This window comes from Paenarthrobacter sp. 2TAF44, assembly GCF_052114885.1.
Taxonomy (GTDB): domain Bacteria; phylum Actinomycetota; class Actinomycetes; order Actinomycetales; family Micrococcaceae; genus Arthrobacter.
In genome coordinates this window covers 44724-68704 of the sequence record NZ_JBFRFP010000028.1, presented here as the reverse complement: position 1 = coordinate 68704, position 23981 = coordinate 44724, and the positions used below count along the sequence as shown (strand labels likewise).

The window sequence follows — 23981 nt, the reverse complement described above, 5'->3', positions numbered from 1 at the left end:
GCCGGGTAGCTTGCGATCGCAGATCGCAAGCTACCCGGCGTAGGGGCGGGGCCGGCATATTTTGAGCGGTTAGAGCACAGCTATTTGTCGTTGTCCGACTTCGCTCCGAGCGTCGTCTTCTGAACCTGCATGAGGAACTCGACGTTGCTCTGCGTCTCCCGGATCTTGTTGGTCAGCAGCTCAAGGCTCTGCTGCTGCTCAAGGCCTGAAAGGACGCGGCGCAGCTTCCACATGATCTTGACTTCTTCAGGCGAGAGCAGGTTCTCTTCGCGGCGCGTACCGGACGCGTTGACGTCCACGGCCGGGAAGATGCGCTTGTCTGCCAGCTGGCGGGACAGGCGGAGCTCCATGTTGCCGGTGCCCTTGAACTCCTCGAAGATGACTTCGTCCATCTTGGAGCCGGTCTCTACGAGCGCCGTTGCCAGGATGGTCAGTGAGCCACCGTTTTCGATGTTGCGGGCGGCGCCGAAGAAGCGCTTCGGCGGGTACAACGCTGCGGAGTCCACACCACCGGACAGGATGCGGCCGGAGGCCGGTGCTGCCAGGTTGTAGGCGCGGCCCAGGCGGGTCATGGAGTCCAGGAGCACCACAACGTCCATGCCCATTTCAACGAGGCGCTTGGCGCGTTCGATGGAGAGCTCGGCAACCGTGGTGTGGTCGTCTGCGGGACGGTCGAAGGTGGAGGCAATGACCTCACCCTTGACGGTGCGCTGCATGTCCGTGACTTCTTCGGGACGTTCGTCAACCAACACCATCATGAGGTGGACCTCAGGATTGTTGGTGGTGATCGCGTTCGCAATGGACTGCAGGATGAGCGTCTTTCCGGCCTTGGGCGGGGAGACGATCAGGCCACGCTGGCCCTTGCCGATCGGAGCCACGAGGTCGATGACACGCGGACCGATCTTCTTGGGGTCCGTTTCCAGGCGCAGGCGCTCGGACGGGTACAGCGGCACCAGTTTGGCGAACTCGACGCGGTCCTTGAGTTCTTCAGGAGTCTTGCCGTTGACCGAAGTCACACGAACAAGGGCGTTGAACTTCTGGCGCGAAGACTGCTGGTTGCGGTCTTCACCTTCGCGGGGTGCACGGATGGCGCCAACGACGGCGTCGCCCTTGCGGAGGTTGTACTTCTTGACCTGTGCCAGGGAAACGTAGACGTCGTTTGCACCGGGGAGGTAGCCGGAGGTACGGATGAATGCGTAGTTCTCCAGGACGTCCAGGATGCCTGCTACGGGGAGCAGAACATCGTCTTCGGTAACCTCGATGTCGTCAACATCCGGCCCCTGTGCACGGCCACGGCGGCGCTCGTTGCGGTCGCGGAAGCGGTCGCTGCGGGTGTTGCCGTCCCTGCTGTCCTGAGCGCCACGACGGTCGCTGCGTTCGTTCTGATCGTTGCGATCACGGCGGTTGCGGCGATTGCGGCGGTTGCCGCCGTCTTCGAGGTCGTTGGTGTCCTCGCGGCGGCCGCGGGAGTCACGACGTTCACGGGACTGATCGCCAGAGTCGGCCTGTTCGCGCTGTTCAGTGCGCTCGGCACGCTGTTCGCGCTGCTCGGTACGCTGTTCAGTGCGCTCGGCACGCTGTTCGCGCTGCTCGGTACGCTGTTCAGTGCGCTCGGCGCGCTGTTCGGTCCGTTCGCCGCGCTGTTCACGCTGTTCGGTCCGTTCGCCGCGCTGTTCACGCTGCTCAGTCCGCTCGGCGCGCTGCTCACGCTGTTCAGCGCGCTCGGGACGCTGCTCAGCAGCCGGGGCTTCTGCAGTTTCGTCGGGAGCTGCAGCAACCTCGCTGCGGCGACGGTTACGGGTGCGGGGCTGGCGACGCTCGGTGCCGGCTTCGCTGACTTCCGGCGCTGCCTCGGGCTCTGCAACCGGCGCGGCCGGCGCTTCAGCGGGTGCAGCGGCCTCTGTTGCGGCCACAACACCATCGCTGGTGGCGCGACGGCTACGGCCACGTCCACGTCCACGAGGGGCTTCCTGGACCGGCGCCTCTGCGCTTGCGTCAGCAGCAGGCGCGCTCTTCCCCGCAACCTTGACGTCGGCGACCGGCGCTGCCTTGGGCGCGGTGGCTGCCTTCGTCGATGCTTTGGCCGGGGCCTTGGCGGTAGAAGTCCCGGCACGATGGGCGGAAATGGCTGTTACCAAGTCCCCCTTACGCATACGGGACCCACCGGAGATCCCCAGCTGGCTGGCAAGAGCCTGGAGCTGGGCGAGCTTAAGGCCGGCAAGACCGCTGCTCTTGGTGGTTGCTGCTGTTGACGACTCAGCAGCAGAAGTTGTTGTGTCCACAGCTGAAGCCAGCTCAGTGGTTTCTGTCACGAAGGATCCTTCCCCCTCGACGGCGTCCAGAGCGAGAGCTGGACGCGATGATTTGTTCTGGGCTGCAGTTCAGATCTGCAGCCGGTGATTTCGGCCGTGCCTGATGGATTGTGGCCAACAGGGCCGGATACTGATCGTCTTCATTGAATCCAGTTGCCCGGACAGCCGACTGAATATTCAGGGAACAGAGAGAGTTCTGCGGCACCTGAGACAGGCCGGAAGGAGACGGCACCGCCAGACGTTGGCACAGTTGACGAAAGGAACAGCGAAACCGCCAAGATCCAAAATCAGGGAACTGCCCGCGGCTTTACCGCCGGTGCACTTCCACTCTAGCACCTTCAACGTCCACAGCCAGCGTCATCACGCGCCAACCGACGTTCGGTGTGTTGGCACTAGTAAATGCCTCGATGAATTCGGCAACGGTTGCCGCTTCGCCCGGCCCATTGGCCAGGACCATGACAGTAGGACCGGCACCGGAAACCACGGCAGCGTGACCGGCCGTCCGCAGCGCCGCAATAAGGTCCGCGCTGGGCCTCATGGCTTCGGCCCGGTAGCTCTGGTGAAGGTAGTCTTCGGTACCGGGCAGCAGGAATTCCGGCTGTGTTGTCAGCGCGTGGATAAGCAATGCTGCGCGTCCGGAGTTCATTGCAGCAGCATGGTGGCCCACAGACGCGGGCAAGAGTCCGCGGGCAGTTTCGGTGGAGAGTTCGTAATCCGGAACGGCCACCACGGGAACTACGGTCCGGGCTACTTCAGCACGAGTACTGCTGTACTGCTCGCTGTCCTGCCAAGAGAGCGCCAGTCCGCCGAAAATGGCGGGGGCGACGTTGTCCGGGTGGCCTTCCATTTCGCTGGTCAACTGCAGGATCCAGTCGAGATCCTGCTGCGCCTCTTGTGGAACCAAGGCATTGGCCGCCGTAACGGCTGCTACAACTGCGGACGCCGAGGAACCCAGCCCTCGTCCATGCGGATTAACGTTGTCGGCCGTGATCCTTAGACCGGAGTGGCGGAAACCCAAACGTTCCAAGGCGAGGTCGATCGCACGCACCACCAAGTGGCTGGAGTCGCGCGGAAGAGTATCGGCGCCCTCACCGGAGAGCTCGAATTCGAGCTCTCCGGTGGTGAGCGTTTCCACCGTCAAGGTGTCATAAATGGACAGGGCCAAGCCGAGGCTGTCGTAGCCGGGACCCAGGTTGGCGCTCGTACCGGGGACCTTGACGGTCAGCCGCTGGCCTGCCGCGACGAGTTGACGATCGGTCGCGGTGGGCTGCGTTTGTTCCACTCTTATTTTTCTTCCAGTCCCAGTTCCGCGGCAACGGTAACGACGTCATTGGAAACCTTGACCGGCTGGACATCGCTGCCGTCCTCCGTGCGGAGGGCCCACTGCGGGTCCTTCAGTCCGTGGCCGGTAACGGTGATGACGATAGTCTTGCCGGACGGAACCTCACCAGCAGCGTGCTTCTTGATCAGGCCTGCCACGCCGGCAGCAGAGCCGGGCTCGACAAATACGCCTTCCTTGGAGGAGAGCCAACGGTGGGCGTCCAGGATTTCCTCATCCGTGACAGCTTCAATCAGGCCACCGGATTCGTCGCGGGCAGCGACGGCAGTGTCCCATGATGCCGGGTTGCCGATGCGGATGGCAGTGGCAATGGTGTCCGGTTCAGTGATCGGGTGCCCTGCAACGAACGGCGCTGCACCTGCAGCCTGGAAACCCCACATGATGGGTGTCTTGGTGGACACTGCCGGCAGTGTGCCGTTGGCGGTCTCGAAGGGGGCGGAGTACTCCTTGTATCCCTTCCAGTAGGCAGTGATGTTTCCGGCGTTGCCGACCGGCAGAACATGGATGTCCGGGGCATCGCCCAGGGAGTCCACAACTTCGAAGGCACCGGTCTTTTGGCCTTGGATACGGGCAGGGTTGACCGAGTTCACCAGGAAGACCGGGTAGGACTCGCCAAGTTTGCGGGCGATGTCAAGGCAGTTATCGAAGTTGCCGTCCACCTGCAGCAGCGTCGCGCCGTGCGCGATCGCCTGGCTGAGCTTGCCCATGGAGATCTTGCCCTCGGGGACCAGCACGGCACACTTGAGGCCGGCGGCTGTCGCGTAAGCGGCGGCCGAGGCGGAGGTGTTACCGGTGGAAGCACATACAACGGCTTTGGCGCCGGCTTCAACTGCTGCCGTCATCGCCATGGTCATGCCGCGGTCCTTGAAGGAACCCGTGGGGTTCATGCCCTCGACCTTCAGGTACACCTGGGAGCCGGTCAGCTCGGAAAGCTTCTGAGCGTGGACGAGCGGGGTGCCGCCCTCGCCGAGGGTGATGACCTTGGTGGCTTCCGTTACAGGCAAACGATCAGCGTATTCGCGGATTACTCCGCGCCATTGGTGAGCCACTTAGACCCCTTCTACCCGCAGTACGGATGTCACAGAATTGATAACGTCCAGGCCCTTGACGGCCTCGACGGTTGCTGCGAGTGCAGCTTCGGATGCACGGTGCGTCACGATTTTCAGCTCAGCCGACTCAACATTCGAGGCAGAGTCGCGGTGGATCGTTTGACGCATGATCTCGATGGATACGCCGTTCTCCGCAAAAATGTGGGCGATGCGAGCCAGCACACCTGCTTGGTCTGCTACATCCAGACCGATGTAATAGCTGGTGTTGGAGGCATCAATGGGCAGTGCCGGAACATGCCCGGTAGTTGTTTCCGTGCGGCCGGGACCGCCCAGCACCAGGCGTCGGGCAGCGGAGACGAGGTCACCCAACACAGCTGAGGCAGTTGGAGTCCCCCCTGCACCCTGGCCGTAGAACATCAGTTCACCGGCGTTTTCGGCTTCAATGAAGACGGCGTTGAACGCGCCACGGACAGCGGCAAGCGGGTGTTCGCGTGGCAGGAGGGTGGGGTGCACGCGCACCGAGATTCCGCTGCCGTTCTCTGAAGCTTCGATCTTCTCGGCGATGGCGAGAAGCTTGATGACGAAGCCGGCTTCCTTGGCCGAAGCGATGTCCGCAGCACTGACCTTGGTGATCCCCTCGCAATAGACGTCGTCCAGGGAGAACCTTGTGTGGAAGGACAACGATGCCAGGATCGCGGCCTTGGCAGCCGCATCATGGCCCTCGATATCGGCGGTGGGGTCAGCTTCGGCGTATCCGAGGCGCTGCGCTTCGGCAAGGGCGTCCGCAAACTGTGCACCAGTAGTGTCCATCTGGTCAAGGATGAAGTTGGTGGTCCCGTTCACGATCCCGAGAACCCTCGTAATGCGATCGCCGGAGAGGCTGTCGCGGATCGGGCGCAGGATGGGAATGGCACCGGCAACTGCGGCTTCGTAGGACAGTTGGACGCCGGCCTTGTCAGCCTCTTCGTAGAGCGTGGGGCCGTCCTGCGCGAGCAGTGCCTTGTTGCCGGTGACAACGCAGGCACCATTCTGGATGGCGGTAACGATGAGCGTACGTGCGGGTTCGATGCCGCCCATGAGCTCGATGACGAGGTCTGCGTCCTTGACGAGGGTCTCGGCGTCCGTGGTAAAGAGCTCACGAGGCAGTTCGACGTCGCGCGGCGAGTCGATGTTGCGCACGGCAATACCGGACAGCTCGAGGCGGGCACCACTTCGGGCGGCCAGTGCCTCGGCGTCGTCAATAAGAATGCGCGCGACCTGGGCCCCTACATTGCCACAGCCCAGCAGGGCCACCTTCAGGGTTCGCACTTCAGACATTCGCCACTCCCATGTCGCGGTTCAAGAGATCTTCTTCGGTTTCCCCGCGGACAATGAGCCTGGCGGCTCCGTCGCGCACAGCGACAACGCCAGGCCGGGCCAGGTAGTTGTAGTTGCTTGAGAGGGCCCAGCAATAGGCGCCGGTACCCGGTACTGCGAGCAAATCACCGGCTGCCACATCCGCGGGCAGATATACATCTCTAACAACTATGTCGCCGCTCTCGCAATGTTTGCCCACTACGCGGGACAGCTGCGGAGCTGCATCCGAGTCACGGGACGCCAAAATCGCCGAATAATCCGCGTCGTAAAGCACCGGACGGGCGTTGTCGCTCATTCCGCCATCCACCGACACATACCGGCGCGGATACGTAACGTTCTCTGGACCTGTTTCGGTGCCCGGAACGTCCACGCGGACAGTTTTAAGCGTGCCTACCTCATACAAAGTGAACGTAGTGCTCCCGACGATCGCGCGTCCGGGTTCGATGGAAACGCGGGGCGGTTCGATGCCGAGTTCTGCGCACTTTGAACGCACGACGGCGGCCATCGCCTGCGCAATTTCCGCCGGAGGGCGGGGGGTGTCCACTGGCGTATAGGCGATTCCATAGCCGCCCCCGAGGTCCAATTCCGGCAGGATGACGGAGTATTTGGCCTGCATCGCTGCCTGAAAGCCTAGGAGCTTTTCTGCGGCCAGGGCGAATCCGTCGGCTTCGAAGATCTGGGAGCCGATGTGGCAGTGCAATCCCAGGAGCTCCACGCTCGGGTACGACGTCGCGGCTGCCACTGCTTCTTCAGCGGCGGACAGGCCAGCTTCCTCTGTGGAGTCCTCAGCCATGGACAGGCCAAATTTTTGGTCCTCGTGCGCTGTGGCGATGAATTCGTGGGTGTGGGCGTGCACCCCTGGCGTGAGGCGCAGCATGACCTTGGCGGTCTCGCCGCGGCTGGAGGCAATCTTGGCGACCCGTTCCAATTCATCGAGGCTGTCCACCACGATTCGGCCCACCCTCATATCCAGTGCCCGGTTGATCTCGGCGTCGGACTTGTTGTTACCGTGCAGCCCCAGGTTGGGCCCGGGGATTCCTGCGCGGGCGGCAACTGCCAGTTCACCTCCGGAACATGTGTCCAGGCGAAGGCCTTCCTCTGCCACCCACTGTGCCACCGACGTGCAGAGAAAAGACTTGCCTGCATAATAGACATCCACTCCCCCACAGATGTCCGCGAAAGCGTCGTCGAAGGCGTCTTTGAAAGCACGGGCACGCGCGCGGAAGTCAGATTCGCTCATCACAAAGAGAGGAGTGCCGAATTGCGCCTTGAGATCGCTGACTGAAATCCCGTCAATGGTGACCTCACCGGCTTCGTTCTTCTCCACACCGGCTGCCCACATCGGTGCTTGAAGGGCGTTAAGGTCTTCCGGGACGGCCAGCCATTCGGGAGCAAGCGGAGAGGCCTGGGGTGAATTTGGTGCGGCGTTTGTGGTCATGGCCTTACATCCGTTCCGGCGCGGAAACGCCCAGCAGTCCGAGTCCGTTGGCAAGCACCTGGCTCGTTGCGTCGTTGAGCCAGAGACGGGTCCGGTTCACGTCAAGCACTGGTTCCTCGCCCAGGGGGGAGACCCGGCAGGCGTCGTACCAGCGGTGGTAGGCACCGGCGATGACTTCAAGATGGCGGGCAACGCGGTGCGGTTCGCGGAGCTCGGCTGCTTTGGCCACGATGGAAGGGTAGCTGCCCAAATAGGAAAGAAGCTCGTTCTCCGTGGCGTGATCCAGCAGCGATGCGTCGAACACAGACCGGTCGACCCCCGCCTCGGCGGCGTTGCGCGCCGTTCCCCTGGAGCGGGCATGGGCGTATTGCACGTAGAACACGGGGTTCTCGTTGCTGTTCTTCTTGAGCAGTTCCGGGTCCAGTGTCAGCGGCGAGTCGGCAGGGAACCGGGCAAGGGAGTAGCGCACTGCGTCCTTGCCCAACCAGGAAATGAGGTCCTTGAGTTCAATGATGTTGCCCGCACGCTTGGACAACTTGGCGCCGTTGACGGACACCAACTGTCCGATGAGAACCTCAATGTTTACCTCGGGATCGTCGCCCGCGCACGCTGCAATAGCCTTGAGGCGATTGATGTAGCCGTGGTGGTCGGCGCCAAGAAGGTAAATCTTCTCCGTGAAACCGCGGTCCTTCTTGGAGAGGTAGTACGCGGCATCGGCGGCGAAATAAGTGGGTTCCCCGTTCGCGCGGATCATGACGCGGTCTTTGTCATCACCGAAGTCAGTGGTGCGCAGCCAAACGGCGCCGCCGTCGTCGAACACATGGCCCTGTTCGCGGAGGCGGGCAACGGCAGATTCGATGGCACCGGCGTCGTGCAGTTCTTTCTCCGAGAAGAAGACGTCGAACTCAACGCCGAAATCTGCCAGCGTTGCCTTGATATCCGCCATCTGTGCCTCGTAGGCAGCAGCACGGATGACCGGCAGGGCAGCCTCGTCTGTGAGTTCACGGATATCCGGGTGCGCCTTGAGTACTTCATCACCGAGTTCACGGATGTACTCGCCCGGGTAGCCGCCCTCGGGGACGCCACGGCCGTGGAGCCGGGAAAGGACTGAGTTGGCGAAGACGTTCATCTGCGAACCGGCGTCGTTGATGTAGTACTCGGCGGTGACGTCCGCGCCCGAAGCCCGCAGCACGCGGGCGATCGCGTCGCCCAGGGCGGCCCACCGGGTATGGCCGATGTGAAGAGGACCCGTGGGATTGGCGGAAACGAATTCCATGTTCACAACATGTCCTGCGAGCGCCTGGTTGGTTCCGTAAGTGGAACCCGCCTCAACGATTGCCTTGGCAAGCGCGCCTGCCGTAGCAGCATCAACGGTGATGTTCAGGAAGCCCGGACCTGCGATTTCCACTGCGGTCACGCCGGCGATTTCCTGTAGGCGGTGGCTGAGGATTCCCGCGAACTCGCGCGGATTCGTGCCGGCCTGCTTGGCCAATTGCAGGGCAATATTGGTGGCCCAGTCTCCGTGGTCCCTGTTCTTGGGGCGCTCCACCCGGACGTCGTCGGGGACAGCGGATTCCGCCAAGGCAATTTCGCCGGCAGAGACGGCATCCTTAAGGCAGGTGGATATGGCAGCAGAGAGTTCTTCGGGAGTCACCCATCCAGCCTACCGGGGGCCTGCGAACTCGAGGAATTAAGGCTCGTTTATGTGGATATCTTGGACACTGCGCCTATCCATGACTGGACACAGCACCTATACATAAACGGCGGGCGGCACTCACAGACTGAACCATTAGGCTGATTTCAACGTTGTGAAGACGTAAGAGGTGGCCCTAACGGTCGTCCAGAGACCGCAACCATCCGTTGACCGCATGTTGATGATTACATCTTGTCCAGTTGAAACGAGCAGAACATGACTACGCCACTCCGCAAGAGCCTCTACGTCGGGTTCGCCAGCGTCTCCATTATCGGGACCGCAGCTGCCTGTGCCCCCACAACGGAAGCCCCGTCAACCCAGACACCCGCTACCCAGAATGGTGGCCAGGCTTCCACTGGCAGCCCTTCTTCCTCCTCTTCGGCTGGAAAGGGTGGTTCCACCTACAAGGACGGCACGTACAGCGCCGACGGAACATACACATCGCCGAACGGCCAGGAGACGGTTGGCGTTCAGCTCACGCTGGCCGCGGACAAGGTGGAGGCAGTGAATATCACCGTCCACCCCTCCAACCCCAATACCAAGAAGTTCCAAGGCGAGTTTGCCAGCGGTATCGCAGCGCAGATCGTTGGCAAAGACATCGACGAACTCAACGTTTCCAAGGTGGCCGGTTCCTCCTTGACCTCCGGCGGCTTCAACGAGGCCGTGGAGCAGATCAAGTCCCAGGCAAAGTAGCAGTCATGCCGCATCCGGGCTGGAGCCGCTTTAGCTTCGAAGGGATCGGTACGCACTGGGAGATCTCGACGTCGTCGACGCTTGCGCCGGATGTGCAGCGCCAACTGCTTGGAACGGTGGCGGATTACGACCACACGTATTCGCGGTTCAGGCCTGATTCCCTGGTGTCCGCTCTGCAGCGCGGCCCCGGCAGCATTTCCCTGCCCGGGCACTCTGTGGCGCTCCATGACGTCTACGAGGCCTTGTACCGGCTCAGTGGAGGCTCCATGACACCCCTGATCGGCAGCAGTTTGAACCGTCTTGGTTACGATGCCGGCTACTCCCTGGTTCCTTCAGGAGCCCCTGAGGGCGCAGCCAAGTGGGAAGACGACGTCCTTGAATGGTCGGGAACCACGGTGGCGGGCAAGGTCCCGCTCGTATTGGACATCGGCGCCGCAGGAAAAGGACAGCTCGTGGACCTGCTCGCTGAAGTCCTCCGCTCGACCGGCTATGTTGACTTCCTGGTGGATGGCAGCGGCGACATGCTGCATGCCGGAAGCATGCCGGTGACTGTGGCCTTGGAACATCCTTATAACCCTAAGCAGGCAATCGGCACTGTGGAATTGGACAATTCCGCCCTCTGCGCTTCCGCCTCCAACCGGCGGGCCTGGGGCGACGGGCTGCACCATGTACTGGACGGAATCACGGGGCAACCAATCCAAACCACAGTGGCCACGTGGACCATGGCCGCGAGCGCGATGGTGGCAGATGCCCTGGCTACGGCACTCTTCATGGTGGAGCCGGCTGCCCTCGAGGCTGAGTTCGATTTTTCCTGGCTCCGGGTGTTTTCGAATGGGACTGCCGCATTTTCGGCTGGCTTTGAGGGGAGACTGTTCACATGAATGCCATGAAGTCGCGATTGGACACCTGGTTGGGCCGCTTCACCATGTACCGCTTGATTTTGTGGGTTCTCGGGGTACTGGTGGCCTACAGCCTGCTTCTGAACGTCTTGGGGTGGCTGACGTTCGGCCTGCCACAGATGCTGGTTCACGTATGCCTGTGCCTGGGACTTACCTATGGATCGAACCGCCTGCTGGCCTTGCTTTTCCGAACCACGCCACATTCGGAGTCTTCATTCATCACTGGCCTGCTCCTGTATTTCCTGTTCTGGCCCACATTCGTCCCCACTGACATGCTCGGTGTTGCTTTGGCTTGTGTCCTGGCCAGCGCGTCGAAGTATGCTTTGGCTTTCCGTGGGCGCCACATTTTCAACCCTGCGGCCGCAGGGGCTTTCATCACGGGCTTGACCGGACTGAACATAGCTACGTGGTGGGCGGCAACGCCTGCCATGTTGTGGCTCCTCGTTCCCGGCGTCCTGGCTGTCCTGTACCGCACACGCAAAATGCTGATGGCAACAGTTTTCCTGCTGGTGGCCACCAGCATCGTCTGTGTCGAATTGTTGGGCCGCGGCATGACCTTCGGCCAGGCCCTGTGGCAGCCGTTGGCTCAGCGCCCCCTGCTCTTCTTTGTCGGCTTCATGCTTACCGAGCCGCTCACGCTCCCCCCACGCCGTTGGCAGCAATTGGCGCTTGCCGGCGTCGTCGGTGTTGTCTTTGCGGTTCCGTACAACTTTGGCTTCGTGGCCAATTCCCCTGAACTCGCGCTCCTGGTGGGGAACCTCATCGCTTTCTTACTGGGCCAGCGGGGCCGCGTGGAACTGACGTTCAAGGGATCCAGGGCACTAACGCCCGGGACCAGGGAGTTCCGCTTCGAGCCAAGGCGCCCAGTCCGCTACGCGGCCGGTCAATTCATGGAGCTGAACCTTCCGCATTCGGGGTCCGATGGCAAAGGCCGCCGCCGTGTCTTCAGCATCACCAGCCCCCCGGGTGCTCCAGAAGTGACCTTCGGCGTCGGAACTGCCGAGCCCTTGTCCAGTGCCAAGAAGACGTTGTTGGCGCTAAAGCCTGGTGACATGATTTCCGCCACAGCGGTTGGCGGAGACTTCATGCTCCCGCGCGACGCCGCCAAGCCGGTCTTGCTGATTGCCGCAGGCATTGGCATCACTCCCTTTCTTTCCCACCTTGCATCCGACGCCGCACCCCGCGATACCGTGGTCCTTTACCTTGCCCAAGGGCGAGATGAACTCGCCGCGTGTGAGCAATTGGAGGCATCGGGGGCAAAGGTGATCGCCCGGCTTGCGGACGGCTCCACTCCCCCCGATTTCATGCACGACGCCGGTACTTCCCGGATCGATGCACAGCGCCTGAAGGAGCTGGTACCGGACATCGATGCCCGCGAGGTTTACGTCTCCGGTTCCCCGGCGAGCGTGGATTCCCTGCGTGCCGCGGCGCGCGGTGCAGGTGCGCGGCGGGTACATGTTGACTCGTTTGCGGGGTACTGAGCTGCAGGTACCGCTGGACCCTAAGGCGCAGGGCGCTAAAGATCATGGCCGGGTTTTCTTTTGGGGCGCGGTGGCTGCTAAGCTCTAGGACGTCCCACCGGCAACGGAGGGAACCCCGGATGCCCTCGTAGCTCAGGGGATAGAGCGTCTGCCTCCGGAGCAGAAGGCCGTAGGTTCGAATCCTATCGAGGGCACACACGATACCCCGCCAGTCCAACTGGCGGGGTATTTTTTGTGTTCCAACGCCCACTCCAGCCACCGCTACCCGGGTCGCCACTATCAATTCAGGGCTTGCCGGGCGAACACCCCAAAATTGTCATCCCCCACTCCTAGGCTGATCACAGTTGTCAGTCGCCAAGAGCCAAAGGGGTTGCCGTGATTTGTTCAATCGTTCCGCCTTACATGCTTCGAAGGATTGCCGCCCAGAGTGAACCACGGCTTTGGGCTGTTGCCCGTGCCGCGAAGGAGTCACTCCTGCACATCAAGGATCTCCAGGCGGTTCGCGCGGCGCCGGCACCTTCCGTTCCCCCCAGTGCAGTGGCGGCAAAGCCCGGCCCGCCAAAGCGCACCATTTACGATGCCGACACCTCGGAAAACCTGCCCGGCCGCTTGGTCCGCAAGGAAGGAACTGCTCCTGTTGGGGACGCCGCTGCCGATGAGGCCTATGACGGCTTGGGGAGTACGCACCGACTGTATGCAGAGATGTTCGGCCGGGATTCCATCGACGGTGCCGGCCTGGCGCTGGACGCCACCGTTCATTACGGCAATCTGTACGACAATGCCTTTTGGGACGGAAAACAGATGGTCTTCGGGGACGGCGACGGGGAGATTTTCCAGCGCTTCACCAAGTCCGTCAGTGTCATTGGCCACGAACTCGCTCATGGGGTCACACAGTTCACGGCCGGGCTCAATTACCGCAACCAGGCAGGCGCCTTGAACGAATCTTTGTCGGACGTCTTCGGTGTACTCGTGGAGCAATACTTCAAGAAGGAGACCACCGAGCAAGCAAGCTGGCTGATCGGGGAGGGCCTTTTTACCGACAAGGTCCAAGGTGCCGCCTTGCGCTCGATGAAGGCCCCGGGCACCGCTTATGATGACGACATCCTGGGTAAGGACCCGCAGCCGGACTCGATGGACACATACGTTCGGACCAGTGCCGACAACGGTGGCGTACACATCAATTCGGGCATCCCCAACAGGGCGTTCTACCTTGTTGCCGCGGAGTTGGGCGGCAATGCATGGGGTGTGCCAGGGCAGATCTGGTATGGCACACTCACCAGCGGGTCGCTGCCGCCAGCTTGTACCTTTGGCAAGTTCGCCAAGACCACTGCGGCTACCGCCGAAGAACTCTTTGGCGTTGGCTCAGTAGAGCATGACGCCGTCCTGAAGGCATGGGAGACTGTGAAGGTCAAGGTTTAGACCAGTCGGCGGGACCGTCCGGCCCCGGGCAGTCCCGTCGTCGTTGGCTTGCCGCCAGTACGTCAAACGAGAAGTAGCCGGTCATGAAAATCACCGTCCAGCGCAGCGGGGGCGTAGCCGCGACGACACGCATCTGGAGCGTGGAGGCAGTCTCGGATGGCGACAAAGAGCGCTGGATGCCGATCGTTGAGGCATGTCCATGGGACGAAGCGAAGAGCCAGGCCAGAACTGTCAACGAACCGGATCGGTTCATGTACTCCATCAGGGCAGGTCAACGGCGGGCGACGCTACCCGAGCGCGCGGTCACCGGGCCTTGGCAGGAACTGGTGGAGTGTGCCAAGGCTGAAGGTTCCGAGTCGCGTGGCCGCCTGGGGGCCCGCCGTTAGATCGCCTCGGCCAGCTGCCCGCGGAAAGCCCTTCTGTAGCTCTGCGGGCTCGTGTCCAACACCTTCGTGAAATGGTGGCGCAGCAGAACGGAATGCCCGAATCCTGCTTCCCGCGCAATCTCATCGATATTCAACTCTGTGGACTCCAGGAGTTCCTGGGCCCGCAGGACCCTCTGGGAGTTCAACCAGGCCGCAGGCGTAGTCCCCGTTTCCGCCCTGAAGCGACGGGCGAATGTCCTGGGCGACATATGCAGCCGAGCAGCCAACTCGTTCACGCTGTGTTCTTCGTCGAGGTGTTCAACCATCCACCGCAGGAGTTCCTCCATGGGCGCTGAACCACATCGGGGCATCGGCCGGTCAATAAATTGGGCCTGGCCGCCGTCGCGATGAGGCGGGACTACCATGTCGCGCGCGATCGCGGCAGCTACGTTGGCTCCCAGCTCTACACGTACAAGATGGAGGCATGCATCGATTCCGGCGGCAGTTCCTGCGCTGGTAATGATGGTTCCGTCCTGCACATAGAGGACGTTCTCATCCACCACTGCTGCAGGGTAGCGACTCGCCAGATCCTGGGAATAGTGCCAGTGGGTGGTGCACCGGCGCCCATCAAGCAGCCCGGCCCGCGCCAAGGCGTAAGCGCCGGAGCAAATGGACATCACCCAGGCGCCCCTGGCGTGAGCGGCCCGGAGTGCATCCAGGACAGGCTCGGGGATCTCCTGGTCCCTGCCGAAGGGCGCCATGATCACGAGATCGGCATCGGCCGCGGCTTCCAGGCCGTGGTTGACATGCAGCGAGAGCCCGGACTTCATGCGGATGTCTCCTGGCTCCGGCGCGCAAACCCTGAAGTCGAAAGCGGGAACGCCTGCGCCGCGGTCGGATCTGTCGATGCCGAAGACTTCAAAGGCAGTGCCGAACTCGAAGATGGAGAAGTCAGGGACAACTATGACGGCTACTGATTTCAACATATCTCCAGTGTGGCAGAAAATTGTCTAAATGGGGCATTTCTGCCACTGTTTCTTGGCTGCCGCCAGGAGAAGACTGAAGGCATGGAAATCTTCGGAATCATCCTCTTCATCGTCCTTATCACCGCCGTCGCAGCCACCGTGACCGCCCTCCTGAAGGACGGACGCGGCCACAACCCACCCATCAACTCCAAGGAACCCTGGAGCGCCTTCGACGCTCCGAGCACTCCCTACTGGAACCCCCGCATCTACTAGCCGCCCGCCAGCCCACTGAAAGCAGTCAGCCAAGGCCTGTCCATCCGACGCCCGTCCTTCATGGAATCCACCAGGATTTCCTGAACGACGGGCGTCCCTATGCCTGCTTCTCTATGGGGGCGGCATTGCAGTAGCTCGCCTGGCGGGCAGCAGCGGGCAGCAGCGGGCAGCGCCGGGCGGCGCAGGGTAGCGCCGGGCAGCGGTGAGGCTCCGGACATATAACAGGGACAGCGGACGTTGACGGGAAGCCACAGTAGACTGGCAGCAGCCATGACACTTCATATTTCCTACCCCGCTGAGCTGCCGGTATCCGAGCGCCGCGAGGATCTGATGGCGGCGATCGCCGCAAACCAGGTGACCATCATTGCCGGCGAAACCGGCTCGGGCAAGACCACGCAGATCCCCAAGATGTGCTTGGAACTGGGCCTGGGCGACAAAGGCCTGATCGGCCACACGCAGCCGCGACGACTGGCGGCCAGGACTGTTGCGGAGCGCATCGCGTCCGAGTTGGACGTCGAGATCGGCCAGGAAGTTGGATTCCAGGTCCGGTTCACTGGCGAGGTCAGCGCATCGACCAAGATCAAGCTCATGACCGATGGCATCCTCCTGGCAGAGATCCAACGGGACAAACTCCTGCGCAAGTACAGCACGATCATCATTGACGAAGCCCACGAACGCAGCCTGAACATCGACTTCATCCTGGGCTACCTCAAGCGGGTCCTCCCCCAGCGGCCGGACCTGAAAATTATCATCACCTCGGCCACGATCGATCCTGAACGCTTCGCCAAGCACTTTGGCACGGAGGAATCCCCAGCCCCCATCATCGAGGTTTCCGGCCGCACCTACCCGGTAGAGATCCGGTACCGGCCCTTGTCACAGCCTGCCGGGTCCGACGAGGACGGTTCCGATGACGAACTGGAAGAGGACCGGGACCCGTTGGATGCGGTCTGTGACGCGGTTGATGAACTGGCCAAGGAAGCACCGGGCGATATTCTCGTGTTCTTCTCCGGCGAGCGGGAAATCCGCGACGCCGCCGAGGCCATCAATGGCCGCATCCAGACCAACCGGCGCCTGGCAGGTACGGAAGTCCTGCCCCTCTTTGCCAGGTTGAGCCTGCAGGAGCAGCACCGCGTATTCAATCCGGGTGGAAAGCGTCGCATCATCCTCGCCACCAACGTGGCGGAAACTTCGCTGACTGTCCCCGGCATCAAATACGTGATCGACACCGGCACGGCCCGCATCTCGCGGTACTCACACCGGACCAAGGTCCAGCGCCTACCGATCGAACGTGTACCCCAGGCGTCAGCCAACCAGCGTTCCGGGCGGTGTGGCCGCGTTTCCGAGGGCATCGCCATCCGTCTCTACTCAGAAGAAGACTTTGAGTCCCGTCCACAGTTCACGGATCCGGAAATCCTGCGGACCAACCTGGCCGCAGTCATTCTGCAGATGACGGCCATGGGCGTTGCCCGCGGTCCCAAGGATGTTGAGAACTTCCCGTTCGTCGAACCGCCTGATTCACGCGCCATCAACGACGGCGTCACCCTCCTTCGCGAACTTGGCGCCCTCAGCCCGGCTACTTCGAGCATGCCTGCGTCCAAGGATCCCCGCGATAACCGCAGCAGCGGCGGTGGCCTCACCGCCGTCGGGCAGAAGCTGGCCCAGCTGCCTGTTGACCCAAGGCTCGGCCGGATGATTGTCGAAGCAGGCAAACGCGGTTGCGTCCGCGAAGTGATGATCCTGGCAGCAGCCCTTACCATCCAGGATCCTCGCGAAAGGCCGACCGACAAGCAGCAGCTCGCTGCTGAGAAGCATGCCCGATTCCGCGATGAGAACTCGGACTTCACTGGCTTCCTCAACCTCTGGAACTACATCCAGGAAAAGCAACGCGAGCTGTCCTCAACCCAGTTCCGCCGGCTGTGCCGAAACGAATTCATCAACTATCTACGGGTCCGGGAGTGGCAGGACCTTTTCACCCAACTCCGCCAACTCGCCAAGCCCTTGGGTATCACGCTGGACAACAAGCGTGAAGCTGATCCCGTAGGCAACCACGAGGGAATCCACATCAGCCTGCTGTCAGGCTTGCTGAGCCACATCGGCCTTCTTGATGAGCGCAAGCGCGAATACGCCGGCGCCCGGGGCAGCCGCTTCGCGATCTTCCCCGGTTCTGCCTTGTTCAAGAAATCGCCCGCGTTCGTCATGGCCGCCGAGTTGGTGGAAACCAGCCGCCTGTGGGCACGTGTCGCTGCCAGGTTCGATCCCTTGTGGGTGGAGCAGGTAGCCCCGGACCTCGTGAAACGCTCCTACAGCGAGCCGCATTGGTCCTCCCGGCAGGGGGCCGTCATGGCCCACGAGAAAGTCACCCTGTACGGCGTTCCCATCATCCCGAACCGGCGGGTCAATTACGGCCGCATCGATCCGGAATTGTCCCGTGAACTCTTCATCCGCCACGCACTGGTGGAAGGCGAGTGGAAGACCCATCACAAATTCTTCCACCGCAACCGCGCGCTCCTTCAGGAGATCGAAGAGCTTGAGACCAGAATGCGCCGGCGGGACATCCTGGTGGACGATCAGACCCTCTTCGAGTTCTATGACGCCCGGGTGGGCACGGACGTCGTGTCCGAACGGCATTTCGATAAATGGTGGAAGGATGCCCGCCAAACCGATCCAACGCTGCTGGACTTTGATCAGTCGCTTTTGATGAGCGAGGACGCCGAGGCCCTTGATGACTCTGCCTACCCCAAGACGTGGCTGCACAAGGGCTTCGAACTTCCACTGAGCTACGAGTTCCATCCTGTGGCTCCGGGGTCTGCTCCGAATCCTTCAGACGGTGTCACAGCTGAAGTTCCTGTGTTGTTCCTGAACCAACTGGACGACGCACCGTTCCGGTGGCAGATTCCGGGACAACGCGTAGACCTGGTCACAGCGCTTATCAAATCCCTGCCTAAGCAGGTTCGGAAGAACTTTGTGCCTGCCCCTGACGTCGCCCGTCAGGCTACGGAGGCCTTGGAAAGAGACTTCGATCCCGCCGTTGACGAACTCGAGTCCTCCTTGGAACTGGTTCTTCGCCGGCTCCGTGGACACGTCATCCCACCAGGATCATGGAACTGGGAGGCAGTGCCTCCCCACCTTCGCGTGAGCTTCAAGGTAGTGGACAGCAACGGCAAGGTCCTGGACGAAGGCAAGGACCTTGCCCAACTACAAGAAAAGCTGGCCCCTGCCACGCGACGGGCAATCGCCGAATCGCTCGGTGCAACACCCGCGACGACGGCCCGCGGCAAGAGCGGCACAAGAACCGGAGCCCCCGGGACCTCAAACGGCAAGACCGCAGGTTCCGCGGCAGGGAGCGTCAGCAGCCCTGACGTTCGCGCCAGTGCTGACCCAGCCCAAGGAGCCGTGGCCGAACGTACTGGTATCACCGAATGGGACTTCGGGACCGTGCAACGCCAAGTTACCCGAACGGTCAGGGGCCACGCAGTGACTGGCTACCCCGCGATTGTGGATGAGGGTACCTCTGTGGCCCTGCGCGTGTTCCAAAGCCAGCAGGAACAGGAAGCGGCTATGCGTGGTGGCGTGATCCGACTCCTTGCACTTCGGATTCCCTCACCGGACCGGTACGTGCTGGAGCATCTCAGCAACACCGAAAAGCTGACGTTCAGCCAAAACCCGCACGGCTCGGTAAGTGCCCTGATCGCTGACTGTGCCCTCGCCGCCATCGACAAACTGACCCCGGAGGCACTGCCTTGGGATAAGGAAGCCTTCGATGCGTTGTATGAAGTAGTCCGTGCTGAGCTGATCGATACCGTATTTACAGTGACGGCCGTCGTCGAACGCATCCTGGCGAGCACCCGCCGGATCCAGAAGCAGCTGAAGTCCAGTGCCAGCCTGCCGCTCATCAGCGCCCTCAACGACATGAAAAGCCAGCTGGAGCAGTTGGTCTTTCCGGGCTTTGTGGCACAGACGGGCTACGCGCAACTGAGCCAGCTTCCACGGTACTTGCAGGCGATAGAGAAGCGGCTCGAGAAGCTTCAGGGCAATGTTCAGCGCGACGGATTGAATATGGCTATCGTTCAGGCGCTGGAGGATGACTACGACGACGCCGTATCAGCGTTGCTCCCCGGACGCAGGGCAGGTGCGGAATTAACACGGGTGCGCTGGATGATCGAGGAACTGCGTGTAAGCCTGTTCGCCGTCGAGTTGGGCACGGCCTACTCTGTTTCCGAGAAGCGCATCCGAACGGTGCTGAACCAGGCCTTGGCGCCGGCCTGACGGTTAGTCTTCAGGTACGAAGTCCCCGTGGCCGGCAGCCCGCAAGGCCGCGCGGAGCTTCACAGCCGTAGCATCCATGACGGCAGGATCCGGGTTATGGTCCACGTTGTGGACCTCAAAGTCCGCCATCGAATAGGCGGGCCAGATGTGCACGTGCAAGTGGTCCACCTCGAAGCCTTCCATCAGGACACCCACGCGCTTGGCGCTGAAAAGCTCTTCCTGGACCTTGCCGATCCTCTGGGCAACGTCCATGACCTTGGCCAAAAGCTCCGGGCTGGCGTGCGTCCAGGAATCCACTTCCTCACGAGGCACCACCAGTGTGTGTCCCGGCGTGATCGGAGCGATTGTCAGGAAGGCCACAACGTCCTCGTCCTTCCACACGAAACGGCCAGGGATTTCCCCGTTGATGATTTTGGTGAACAGCGTGCTCATGCATCTGCCCTTTCTGACGGTTCCTGAAGTGTTGCGGTGTCCAGTACAAATCGGTACTTTACGTCGCCGGCCACCATACGGTCATAGGCTTCGTTGAGTTGTTCGGCCCCTACGATCTCAATGTCGCTGGCAACCCCATGCGCGGCGCAGAAATCAAGCATTTCCTGGGTTTCCTCGATCCCACCAATCAGCGAACCTGCATAGGCCAGGCGACGGCGTATGAGTAACCCCGGGCTGACAGGCGGCATGTCTTCGGCGGGGAGCCCAAGCTGGAAAAGGGCCCCATCAAGCCGCAGCGTGCGGAAGTAGGGGTTGAGGTCATGCGGGGCTGCAACGGTGTCAATGATGACATCGATGCTGCGGTTCGCAGCCGCCATTGCCTCGGCGTCCCTGGACAACACCACCTGGTCCGCCCCCAGTTCCCGTGCGGCGTCGAACTTCGCTTCAGAAGTGGTAAACACAGTGACCTCGGCGCCCATGGCCTTGGCGATCTTGACAGCCATGTGGCCTAACCCGCCCAGCCCCACTACTCCCACCGAATCTCCCTCTTCGACGTCGAAATACCTCAACGGCGAATACGTGGTGATCCCGGCGCATAACAGTGGGGCGGCCGCTGCGGCGTCCAGGGCTTCAGGGATACGCAGCACGAAGCGCCGGTCAACCACCACCGACGTCGAATATCCGCCTTGGGTTATTGCGTCGCCATTGCGCGGGTCCGGGACTCCGTAGGTGCCAACATTGCCCCGCTCGCAGTACTGCTCCAGTCCGTCCAGGCAGCTCTCGCATTCCCGGCAGGAATCCACCAGGCAGCCAACACCAACGCGGTCACCCGGAGCGAAATTCTGCACAGCAGCCCCCACCCGCGTTACCCGGCCGACGATCTCATGGCCCGGAACCAGCGGATAGGGTGGCAAACGCCATTCGCCACGTGTGGCATGAACATCGGAGTGGCACAGACCGCAAAACTCGATCGCGATCTCTACATCGTCTTCCTTGGGCGCGCGGCGCGCCACAGTCAGCGGTACCAACCCGCTGTCCGGGGACGTGGCGCCAAACGCCGCCGCGAGTGTGGAACCTGCCGGTTCAGATGATTGCCCAGGAACAGGCTTCGCTGTGTCCATGGGGATTGGCTTCGCTAGTGGCGGGGGCACGGGACGTCCGGGGGTCATGATCCGACGCTACTCCCGGCAGCGGTGCTCGTGCCAGTTTGCCCGTGGGCGCCAGGAGCATCCCCAACGTTCCCTACATGTTCGTCCTCGAATGGTTCACTCCCAACGGCCACGGGATTCGTGTCATTGTTTGACCATTGCGAGAATGACCCAGGGAAGAGTGCCGCGGTGTATCCGGCAATTTCCAGGGCAGCAACCTGGTGCGCAGCCGTTACGCCGGATCCGCAGTAGACGGCAACGTTGCCCGGGCCATCCGCTCCCAATCCAGCAAAGCGCCTGCGCAGTTCCTCCGCCGAAAGGAACCTGCCTTCCGCGGTGAGGTTTTCGGTGGTCGGTGCGCTGACAGCGCCGGGTATGTGTCCGGCGCGGGGGTCAATCGGTTCGATTTCGCCCCTGTAACGTTCCCCGGCCCGCGCATCCAGCAGTACGCCCTGCTCATGCCAGTGCGCAGCTTCCTCCTCATTGATCGTTGGCATTTTGCCGTCGGCCAAGGTGACATTCCCGACGGCGGGCGTCACCTCGCCTGCCTCCACAGGGTGACCTGCCGCACGCCAGGCGGCCAGTCCGCCGTCGAGCAGGTAGACGGTTTCCACGCCCGCATTCCTCAGCATCCACCAAGCGCGGGCCGCGGCCATACTGCCGCTGTTGTCATAAGCGACCACCGTGTCGCCGTCGTTGATCCCCCAGCGTCGCGCGGCAAGCTGGAGGCGTTCAACTGAGGGAAGGGGATGCCGGCCCCGGGCGGGCTGTGCGTGGTCCGCGAGTTCGCTGGGCAGGTCAACGAAAACCGCCCCTGGCAGATGGCCTTCCATATATTGACTGTGCCCATCCGTCCTGCCCAGGACCCAGCGCACGTCAAGGAGTACCGTGCGCTCCCCCGCCGCGAGCCGCCGGTGTACTTCGGATGCGTCCATCAGAATGGTCATCTGCTCTCCTTCAGGTAAGCCTGTGCGGGCGCTCTGCTACCCATGCCGGTCTTCCAGCCTAGTCTTGCGTTCCACACCCCGCCGGTAGGCTTGTCCGGTGAGCAATTCGTGCATTCAGGACAGGGTTTGGGCCAGCGAGGCCATCCGCAAGATCGAAGCTGAGAACAATCGTTCGGCAGATACGCACCTCTACGCCGTCCCCCTGCCCGAGCATTGGGGCGTCCAGCTCTATCTCAAGGATGAGTCGACGCACCGATCAGGCAGCCTCAAACATCGCCTGGCCCGTTCCCTGTTCCTCTACGGCCTGGTCAACGGCTGGATCACGGAGGGCACCACTATCGTCGAAGCCTCCAGTGGCAGCACCGCGGTCTCCGAAGCATACTTCGCCCGGCTCATTGGTTTGCCGTTCATCGCTGTCATGACCAAGACCACCAGCCCGGAAAAGATCGCCCTCATCGAGGAATTCGGGGGCGCCTGCCTTTTGGTGGACCACGCTTCAGAGGTATACGCCGTGGCGGAGGAGACAGCGAAAACCTCCGGGGGCTACTACATGGACCAGTTCACCTTCGCCGAGCGCGCCACGGACTGGAGGGGCAACAACAACATCGCTGAATCAATCTTCCAGCAACTCTCCCTGGAAGAGCATCCTGTTCCCGAGTGGATCGTTGTGGGTGCAGGAACCGGCGGCACGAGCGCGACCATAGGTCGCTACCTGCGATACAACAGGCACAGCACCGGCCTCGCAGTGGTGGACCCGGAGAACTCTGCGTTCTACCCGGCATGGCGGGATGGCAACGCTGCCGCCGCCACGGGTTTGCCGTCCCGTATCGAAGGCATCGGCCGTCCCCGCGCGGAGCCGAGCTTCGTCCCGGCTGTCATCGACCACATGATCCAAGTCCCGGACGCCGCCTCTGTGGCGGCCATGCGACACCTGCGTAAGCTCACGGGATTGCACGCAGGGCCCTCTACGGGCACCAACCTTTGGGGCGTCTGGCAACTCGTGGCAAAGATGGTCTCGGAAGGGCGAAAGGGAAGCGTCGTCTCCCTCATGTGCGACGGCGGCGACCGCTACGTCGGCAGCTATAACGACGCGGATTGGCTGGCCAGCAAAGGACTGGACCCAGCGCCGTACGAAGCGGTCCTGGACCGCTTCCACGAAACCGGTGCGTGGACCGCTTAAACCTCTACTGACTCACGGGGCGCGAGCCGCGTGTACGTAGTTCCGTACCGGGCACCGATGCGGGTGACGTGGCCTTCGACGATCCCCCGGCCCAACTCGTTAAGCAGGCCATCATGGACGGGGAACGCTATGGGCGCGCGCACAGAGATGACAAAATCCACCACTTCCCCCACTTTGGACCATGGCGCATGGATGGGCACCAGCAGCGTCTGGACGTCGATACCGTCCGGAACCACGAATGAATCACCGGGGTGGAAGACGTTCCCATCCACAAGGTAGCCGATGTTGGACACCACGGGAATCTGGGCATGGATAATGGCATGCTGGCCGCCGAAGGTTCGCACCGGGAACCCCGCTGCCTCGAAATCGGACCCCGGTTCGACCGTATGGATGCGATTGGCCAACGTTTCGGATCCAGCTGCGTCCACTCCTGCTCCATCGATGAGGGACTTTGCAACACCTGATGGCGCATAGACCTCAAGCGAAGAGTTGCTGCGCAGGGCCGTCAGCACGGCCGGCCGATCAACGTGGTCGTTGTGCTCATGGGTTACAAGGACAGCATGCGCACCTGCCAACGCTTCTTCGGCCTCAGAGAACGTGCCCGGATCGATGACCAGGACCCGCCCGTCTTTTTCCAGCCGGACACAGGCATGCGTGAACTTGGTGAGCTTCATGGTGACAGCCTAGGTGCGGCCACTGACAGTTTCCAAGCCTCCCCTGCTGGTA

20 protein-coding genes and 1 tRNA gene are annotated in these 23981 nt (G+C 62.0%); 9 read left to right on the top strand and 12 right to left on the bottom strand.

What is annotated here, in order from left to right; genetic code table 11:
- Positions 1 to 80: 80 nt before the first annotated feature.
- From rho to argS, 6 genes are all read right to left on the bottom strand, one after another.
- On the bottom strand, positions 81 to 2312 hold the full coding sequence (rho, locus tag AB4Z15_RS21480; protein WP_442018867.1) for a transcription termination factor Rho: 2232 nt from the start codon (positions 2310 to 2312) through the stop codon (positions 81 to 83).
- Between the two features lie 307 nt (positions 2313 to 2619).
- A complete protein-coding gene (gene thrB, locus AB4Z15_RS21475; RefSeq protein WP_442003840.1) occupies positions 2620 to 3594 on the bottom strand; it encodes a homoserine kinase in 975 nt (324 codons plus the stop codon).
- 2 nt (positions 3595 to 3596) lie between these two features.
- Entirely contained in the window at positions 3597 to 4700 is a 1104-nt protein-coding gene (gene thrC / locus AB4Z15_RS21470) for a threonine synthase (RefSeq protein ID WP_442003839.1), read from the bottom strand.
- Positions 4701 to 6017, bottom strand: a complete 1317-nt coding sequence (locus AB4Z15_RS21465) for a homoserine dehydrogenase (RefSeq protein WP_442018866.1) — start codon at positions 6015 to 6017, stop codon at positions 4701 to 4703.
- Positions 6010 to 7494 (bottom strand): diaminopimelate decarboxylase, encoded by a 1485-nt coding sequence (gene lysA, locus AB4Z15_RS21460; protein WP_442003837.1) that lies wholly within the window; start codon positions 7492 to 7494, stop codon positions 6010 to 6012. Before lysA ends, AB4Z15_RS21465 begins: the two co-directional genes overlap by 8 nt.
- A gap of 4 nt (positions 7495 to 7498) precedes the next feature.
- Positions 7499 to 9148 (bottom strand): arginine--tRNA ligase, encoded by a 1650-nt coding sequence (argS, locus tag AB4Z15_RS21455; RefSeq protein WP_442018865.1) that lies wholly within the window; start codon positions 9146 to 9148, stop codon positions 7499 to 7501.
- A 255-nt stretch (positions 9149 to 9403) separates the two neighbouring features.
- Between argS and AB4Z15_RS21450 the strand changes: the two genes are divergently transcribed.
- The 6 genes from AB4Z15_RS21450 (at position 9404) to AB4Z15_RS21425 (ending at position 14065) form a co-directional block, all read left to right on the top strand.
- Entirely contained in the window at positions 9404 to 9880 is a 477-nt protein-coding gene (locus AB4Z15_RS21450; protein ID WP_442018864.1) for an FMN-binding protein, read from the top strand.
- A gap of 5 nt (positions 9881 to 9885) precedes the next feature.
- A complete protein-coding gene (locus tag AB4Z15_RS21445; RefSeq protein WP_442018863.1) occupies positions 9886 to 10761 on the top strand; it encodes an FAD:protein FMN transferase in 876 nt (291 codons plus the stop codon).
- Positions 10758 to 12260 carry an FAD-dependent oxidoreductase gene (locus AB4Z15_RS21440; protein WP_442018862.1) on the top strand — a complete coding sequence of 501 codons (1503 nt, stop codon included), beginning with the start codon at positions 10758 to 10760 and terminating at the stop codon, positions 12258 to 12260. The genes AB4Z15_RS21445 and AB4Z15_RS21440 overlap by 4 nt, the downstream gene beginning before the upstream one ends.
- Positions 12261 to 12381: 121 nt before the next feature.
- Positions 12382 to 12454 (top strand) — tRNA-Arg (locus AB4Z15_RS21435).
- A 208-nt stretch (positions 12455 to 12662) separates the two neighbouring features.
- Positions 12663 to 13679, top strand: a complete 1017-nt coding sequence (locus tag AB4Z15_RS21430; RefSeq protein WP_442018869.1) for a M4 family metallopeptidase — start codon at positions 12663 to 12665, stop codon at positions 13677 to 13679.
- 83 nt (positions 13680 to 13762) lie between these two features.
- Complete coding sequence (locus AB4Z15_RS21425; protein WP_442018861.1) at positions 13763 to 14065, top strand: protealysin inhibitor emfourin; 303 nt, start codon at positions 13763 to 13765, stop codon at positions 14063 to 14065.
- Here the strand turns inward: AB4Z15_RS21425 and AB4Z15_RS21420 are convergent.
- Positions 14062 to 15030, bottom strand: a complete 969-nt coding sequence (locus AB4Z15_RS21420; protein ID WP_442003831.1) for a GlxA family transcriptional regulator — start codon at positions 15028 to 15030, stop codon at positions 14062 to 14064. The genes AB4Z15_RS21425 and AB4Z15_RS21420 overlap by 4 nt on opposite strands.
- A gap of 81 nt (positions 15031 to 15111) precedes the next feature.
- Here AB4Z15_RS21420 and AB4Z15_RS21415 point away from each other — a divergent pair, with 81 nt between their 5' ends.
- Positions 15112 to 15282, top strand: coding sequence for a hypothetical protein (locus AB4Z15_RS21415; protein ID WP_223946385.1), 171 nt, complete (start codon positions 15112 to 15114; stop codon positions 15280 to 15282).
- Here the strand turns inward: AB4Z15_RS21415 and AB4Z15_RS21410 are convergent.
- On the bottom strand, positions 15279 to 15554 hold the full coding sequence (locus AB4Z15_RS21410; protein ID WP_442018860.1) for a hypothetical protein: 276 nt from the start codon (positions 15552 to 15554) through the stop codon (positions 15279 to 15281). The two genes, AB4Z15_RS21415 and AB4Z15_RS21410, sit on opposite strands and share 4 nt — an antisense overlap.
- Between AB4Z15_RS21410 and hrpA the strand changes: the two genes are divergently transcribed.
- A complete protein-coding gene (gene hrpA / locus AB4Z15_RS21405; protein WP_442018859.1) occupies positions 15553 to 19548 on the top strand; it encodes an ATP-dependent RNA helicase HrpA in 3996 nt (1331 codons plus the stop codon). The two genes, AB4Z15_RS21410 and hrpA, sit on opposite strands and share 2 nt — an antisense overlap.
- A gap of 3 nt (positions 19549 to 19551) precedes the next feature.
- Here hrpA and AB4Z15_RS21400 read toward each other — a convergent pair whose 3' ends face one another.
- From AB4Z15_RS21400 to AB4Z15_RS21390, 3 genes are read right to left on the bottom strand one after another with little or no spacing between them, the layout of a single operon-like run.
- The gene (locus AB4Z15_RS21400; RefSeq protein WP_442018858.1) at positions 19552 to 19980 is read right to left on the bottom strand and encodes an HIT family protein; all 429 of its coding nucleotides are present in this window, start codon (positions 19978 to 19980) and stop codon (positions 19552 to 19554) included.
- Positions 19977 to 21149, bottom strand: a complete 1173-nt coding sequence (locus AB4Z15_RS21395) for an NAD(P)-dependent alcohol dehydrogenase (protein ID WP_442018857.1) — start codon at positions 21147 to 21149, stop codon at positions 19977 to 19979. Before AB4Z15_RS21395 ends, AB4Z15_RS21400 begins: the two co-directional genes overlap by 4 nt.
- Positions 21146 to 22075, bottom strand: a complete 930-nt coding sequence (locus AB4Z15_RS21390) for a sulfurtransferase (protein ID WP_442018856.1) — start codon at positions 22073 to 22075, stop codon at positions 21146 to 21148. The genes AB4Z15_RS21395 and AB4Z15_RS21390 overlap by 4 nt, the downstream gene beginning before the upstream one ends.
- Positions 22076 to 22172: 97 nt before the next feature.
- Between AB4Z15_RS21390 and AB4Z15_RS21385 the strand changes: the two genes are divergently transcribed.
- Positions 22173 to 23255: a PLP-dependent cysteine synthase family protein gene (locus tag AB4Z15_RS21385; RefSeq protein ID WP_442018855.1), complete on the top strand. Its 1083-nt coding sequence runs from the start codon at positions 22173 to 22175 to the stop codon at positions 23253 to 23255.
- On the opposite strand, the gene AB4Z15_RS21380 is transcribed toward AB4Z15_RS21385, so the two are convergent.
- On the bottom strand, positions 23252 to 23929 hold the full coding sequence (locus AB4Z15_RS21380; RefSeq protein WP_442003824.1) for an MBL fold metallo-hydrolase: 678 nt from the start codon (positions 23927 to 23929) through the stop codon (positions 23252 to 23254). The two genes, AB4Z15_RS21385 and AB4Z15_RS21380, sit on opposite strands and share 4 nt — an antisense overlap.
- Positions 23930 to 23981 lie beyond the last annotated feature (52 nt).